Below are 5,577 nucleotides of genomic sequence, written 5' to 3'. Positions count from 1 at the left end.
GGGTTGCCCACGGTTCAGAATCTGCGTTCGGCCGAGCGACAGCGAGGCACCCAGTGGTGGGGCAAGAGCGTTTTGCTTACTTTTGGGCTCTTTTCAAAAGTGAGGCGCTGTAAAAGCGCAACCAGTATCAGCCGTTACACACCAATGGATATGCACAAAAATCCAAAAAGACTCACCCCTCCCACTGCCTCATCCGCACCCGACAATGCTTCATCGCATTCACAATATGCTTCTCGACCAGACTGTGGGAGATCCCCAGACGCTCGGCTATCTCCGGATGAGACAGGCCTTCCAGCTTGCGCAGCAGAAAGCTCTCGCGACAGAGCTCGGGCAACTCGGCCAGCGCCCGTTGCACCATGTCCAGGCGCTGCCCCGTGTCTATGCTCGCCTGAGGAGACGGACTGAAATAACGCTCCTCCTGATCAAGCACCTCCAGCGGCTCAGTCTGGCGCAACACATTGCGCCGATGACCGTCGATAACCAGGTTCAACGCGGTGCGATACAGAAATGCCCTTGGCTGCTCGATCGGCGTGGAACTCGACCGTTCGAGCACGCGCAGGTAAGTATCCTGGACGATGTCCTCCGCCGCCTGGCGATTTCCCAGCCGGGCGTTCAGAAAAGACATGAGTTCACGATAGTAGTTTTCCAACATCACCTCTGGCCCGCATCGTCGCGGAGCCGATCCTTGAGCATGATCATCGCGCCCCGGGGAGGGACGAGCGGTACTGGCATTTTGTACGCAGGCGCAATTTATAACAATTCTCATCTAGATTTAAAACAACGCGTATAAAAGCTGTAGCAATAATGTGTAACAGACACGCTTTAGCCAACCTCCCTCCTTAATTTCCTGCGCGGGTTTCTCGTCTATTGGGCAGTTCCCCGTTTCTGTCGGCATTAGCGACAGCATCCACCTTGCACCGAGCGTGGTACGACGGGCCGATCCCATTGGCCGGAACCCTGCATGAAACCTCTGCGACGCACCCGACGCGCGCTGTTCATAGCGCTATGCCTGATCCCTGTCGTTGCCCTGGCGGCCTGGCAGGTGTTGCCTGTCGGTCAGGAAAATCTGGCCACCGTGGCAGTGACCCGCGCAGACATAGAAAGCAGCGTCACTGCGCTGGGTACACTGCAGCCCCGCCGCTATGTTGACGTGGGTGCCCAGGCTTCCGGGCAGATTCGCACCATCCACGTTGAAATCGGCGACGAAGTCCAGAAAGGTCAACTGCTGGTAGAGATAGATCCCTCCACCCAGACGGCCAGACTCGACGCCGGACGTTACGCCATCGACAACCTCAAAGCGCAATTGCAGGAACAGCGCGCCCAGCATGAACTGGCAAGGCAGAAATACCATCGCCAGCAACGCCTGGCCGCTGGCGGTGCTACCCGCGAGGAGGACGTGCAGACCGCTCAGGCGGAATTGCACGCCACTCAGGCGCGCATCGATATGTTCAAGGCGCAGATCGCCCAGGCTCAGGCGAGTTTGCGCAGTGACGAAGCAGAGCTGGGTTACACCAAAATTTATGCACCGATGTCCGGCACGGTGGTGGCGCTGGATGCCAGGGTTGGCCAGACACTCAACGCTCAGCAACAGACCCCGCTGATTCTGCGCATCGCCAAGCTGTCGCCGATGACCGTATGGGCGGAGGTTTCCGAGGCGGATATCGGCCACGTCAAACCGGGCATGACGGCCTGGTTCACTACGCTCAGCGGTGGCAGCAGGCGCTGGAACAGTACGGTTCGGCAAATTCTGCCGATTCCGCCCAAGCCCCTCGATCAAATTAGTCAGGGCGGCGGCAGCCCGGCCAGTGCCAGTAAGAGCGGCGGCCGTGTAGTGCTGTACACCGTGCTACTCGATGTGGAAAACCCCGATCACGCACTCATGGCGGAAATGACCACTCAGGTATTTTTTGTCGCCGAACGCGCCCAAAACATCCTGACCGTTCCGGTTGCTGCGTTGCACCGCGATAGCCAGCAACGTCAGACCGTCCAGGTGGTTGCGCGCAATGGCGATATTCAACCCAGAGAGGTTCGCACCGGCATCAGTGACCGGTTGCGAGTGCAGGTGCTGGACGGGTTGGCGGAAGGTGAGCGGCTGCTGATCGGCCCCGTGTCCGGCAACGGTGGTTGAATGCAAACGCCGCTGATTGACCTGCAAGACATCTGCAAAACCTACGGTGGCGGCGACAAGCCGACTGTCGAAGTGTTGCGCGGTATCAATCTGTCAATTCACCCGGGTGAGTTTGTGGCCATCGTCGGCGCTTCGGGTTCCGGCAAATCGACGCTGATGAACATCCTCGGTTGCCTCGACCGCCCGACCTCAGGCAGCTATCTGTTTGCTGGTCAGACCGTAGCGTCTCTGAACAGCGACGAACTGGCGTGGTTGCGGCGCGAAGCGTTTGGCTTTGTATTCCAGGGCTATCACCTGATCCCTTCAAGCTCAGCCCAGGAAAACGTCGAGATGCCGGCTATTTATGCCGGGCTTCCCGCAGCCGAACGTCACGCACGTGCCGCAGCCCTGCTTGATCGGCTGGGTCTGACCAGCCGCACCGGCAACCGCCCGCATCAACTGTCCGGCGGTCAGCAGCAACGTGTGTCGATTGCCCGGGCATTGATGAATGGCGGGCACATCATTCTGGCCGACGAACCTACCGGCGCTCTTGATAGCCACAGCGGTGCAGAAGTCATGCTGTTGCTGGACGAACTGGCGCAGCAGGGACACGTGGTTATTCTGATCACCCATGATCGGGAGGTGGCTGAGCGCGCCAAACGCGTCATTGAAATCCGCGACGGCCTGATTATCAGCGACAGCGTATCGGCTGACCTTTCGCAGCAGACCCCAGCCAGTGGCGCCTTGCAAGCAGTGGATCTGCGTCAGCGCCTGAGCGACGGCAGCAGCCCGAGCGGCGCCTGGAAAGGCGAGCTGCTCGATTCGATTCAGGCTGCGTGGCGGATCATGTGGATCAATCGTTTTCGTACCGCGCTGACCCTGCTCGGGATCATCATCGGCGTCGCATCGGTGGTGGTCATGCTCGCGGTCGGCGAAGGCAGCAAGCGACAGGTCATGTCGCAAATGGGCGCGTTCGGCTCGAACATCATTTACCTCAATGGTACTGCGGCCACACCTCGCGCTGCTCCCGGCATTATTAGCCTCGATGACGTGGCCGCACTCGCTACGCTGCCGCAGGTCACCCGGGTCATGCCGGTCAACGGTGGCAAGGCAAGCGTACGCTTTGGCAGTGTTGATCAGCGGGTCTACGTCGGCGGCAGTAATACTTCGTTTCCGGGCATTTTCAATTGGCCGGTGGTCCAGGGCAGTTACTTTACCGATTCCGATGAAGCGAGCGCCGCCCCCGTCGCGGTGATCGGCGAAAAGGTCCGCGAGAAATTCTTTACCGGGGTCGACCCACTGGGTCGCTACATCCTGATCGAAAACGTGCCTTTCCAGGTGATCGGGGTACTGGTCGCCAAAGGCGCCAGCTCGGGTGAGCAGGACAGCGACATGCGAGTCATGATCCCCTACTCCTCTGCCAGCGTTCGGCTGTTTGGCAATCGCGATCCGGAGTACGTCGTGATCGCTGCTGCTGACGCACGCAAGGTCAAGGAAACCGAACAGGCAATCGATGAACTCATGCTCAAGCTGCACAACGGCACACGGGATTACGAACTGACCAACAACGCAGCAATGATCCAGGCCGAGGCACGCACCCAGAACACCCTGTCACTGATGCTCGGCTCGATTGCGGCCATTTCACTGTTGGTGGGCGGTATCGGGGTGATGAATATCATGCTGATGACTGTGCGCGAACGAACCCGGGAAATTGGAATTCGCATGGCCACCGGCGCTCGCCAGCGAGACATCCTGCGTCAATTTCTCACCGAAGCCGTGATGCTCTCGGTCGTCGGCGGGCTGACGGGCATAGGCCTGGCACTGCTGGTCGGCGGTGCGCTGTTGCTAAGCAAGGTTGCAGTAGCGTTTTCCCTGCCCGCTGTGCTGGGTGCCTTCGCCTGTGCGCTGGTGACCGGGGTGGTATTCGGCTTCATGCCAGCGCGCAAGGCTGCACGTCTCGACCCGGTGACGGCCCTTACCAGTGAATGAGCGATCAATGAAAACCGTCCCGATTCTGCTGACCGTGTGCCTGGCCCTGGCAGCATGCAGCCAACAACCCACACCGACCGACAGTGGAATTCCCTCTCCTGCCGCCTGGCAGTATGCCGAGCACCTTGCCCAGGCGGCAGACAACCGGCTGTGGTGGCAGGATTTCAACAGCCCGGAACTGGACACCCTCATCAGTCAGGCTCGCGCGGGCAGCCATGACCTCGCGGCAGCCATGGCCAGAGTGCGGCAGGCGCAGGCATCAGCACGAATCGCCGGAGCGCCTCTGCTACCGGAGCTGAGCGGCAACCTCACCAATAACCGGCAAAGCCTGATCAGTGGTGACGGCTATCGTCAGCTGGATGTCGACCGGTACGACCGTAACGCCGAGTATTTCGAAACATCACTGGTAGCCAGTTACGAGCTGGATTTCTGGGGTGGCAAACAGGCGGCAGTCGACAGTGCGGGCATGAGCCTGCGCGCCAGCGAATTCGACCGCTCGACGGTGGAGTTGACCTTGCTCAGCGGTGTCGCCAGCACTTACCTGCAAGCACGGGCACTGCAGGCGCAGGCGGGCATCGCTGAACTGAACCTGACCAACGCCGAGCGAGTTCTGCAACTGGTTCAGACCCGTTTTCAATCAGGGGCCGCTACCGCACTGGAACTTGCTCAACAGAAAAGCCTGGTGGCAACGCAGCAACGCCAACTGCCGCTGCTCAGGCAGCAAGCCCGAGAGGCGCTGATCAGCCTGGCAACGCTACTGGGAGAGCCCGTGCAAAACCTGCGCGTACTGGGCGTCGACTTTGAAAGCCTGACCAGTCCGGACATTGGTGCAGGTTTACCCAGCGAACTCCTCGGCCGACGCCCCGACATCGCCGCCGCCGAAGCGCGGTTATCGGCAGCGCAGGCGGATGTTCGGGTAGCACGCGCGGCGATGCTGCCCAAAATCACCCTGACAGCCACCCTGGGCTCGGGCGCCGACAAGGCCCACGACATTCTGCAAAATCCGTTTTACAACCTGACCAGCGGGCTCGTGGCACCGATCTTCAACAACGGCCGCTTGCGTGGAGAACGAGACAGAAACATCGCCAAGCAACAGGAATTACTCGAGAACTATCGCGGCACAATTGTCAGTGCTTTCGCCGACGTGGAGAAAGCGCTGAACAGCATTGACGGCCTGGACCAACAGCATCGCTGGCAGCACGAGGAACTAAGTCAGGCCCAGCGCGCCTTTGATATCGCCGAAGCACGCTACCGTGCCGGTGCCGAAGACCTGCTCACCGTGCTGCAAACCCAGCGCACGCTGTACGAAGCACAAAACCTCAACGTCCAGTTGCGGCTGTCGCGCCTGCAAGCCAGCGTGGCGCTCTATAAAGCGCTGGGTGGTGGGTGGAAAGCGGACGCTGAACGGATGTGAGAAGCACACCCATTCCCGTGGAAGCGCCCCGTCGCGCAGTAAACACAAGACCTGTGGGAGCTGCCGA

4 protein-coding genes are annotated in these 5,577 nt (G+C 60.1%); 3 read left to right on the top strand and 1 reads right to left on the bottom strand.

What is annotated here, in order from left to right; translation table 11 throughout:
• Window positions 1-172 precede the first annotated feature (172 nt).
• Window positions 173-652 carry a sigma-70 family RNA polymerase sigma factor gene (locus AUC61_RS26375; protein ID WP_279291199.1) on the bottom strand — a complete coding sequence of 160 codons (480 nt, stop codon included), beginning with the start codon at window positions 650-652 and terminating at the stop codon, window positions 173-175.
• A gap of 309 nt (window positions 653-961) precedes the next feature.
• On the opposite strand from AUC61_RS26375, the gene AUC61_RS26370 reads away from it, so the two are divergent.
• From AUC61_RS26370 to AUC61_RS26360, 3 genes are read left to right on the top strand one after another with little or no spacing between them, the layout of a single operon-like run.
• Entirely contained in the window at window positions 962-2,128 is a 1,167-nt protein-coding gene (locus AUC61_RS26370; protein ID WP_243249243.1) for an efflux RND transporter periplasmic adaptor subunit, read from the top strand.
• On the top strand, window positions 2,129-4,096 hold the full coding sequence (locus AUC61_RS26365; protein WP_243249242.1) for a MacB family efflux pump subunit: 1,968 nt from the start codon (window positions 2,129-2,131) through the stop codon (window positions 4,094-4,096).
• A gap of 7 nt (window positions 4,097-4,103) precedes the next feature.
• Window positions 4,104-5,510, top strand: a complete 1,407-nt coding sequence (locus AUC61_RS26360; RefSeq protein ID WP_243249234.1) for an efflux transporter outer membrane subunit — start codon at window positions 4,104-4,106, stop codon at window positions 5,508-5,510.
• Window positions 5,511-5,577: the final 67 nt, after the last annotated feature.

Origin of the sequence: Pseudomonas maioricensis (genome assembly GCF_022790535.1) — a bacterium.
GTDB classification, from domain to species: domain Bacteria; phylum Pseudomonadota; class Gammaproteobacteria; order Pseudomonadales; family Pseudomonadaceae; genus Aquipseudomonas; species Aquipseudomonas maioricensis.
This window is presented reverse-complemented; position numbering and strand designations above follow the sequence as displayed.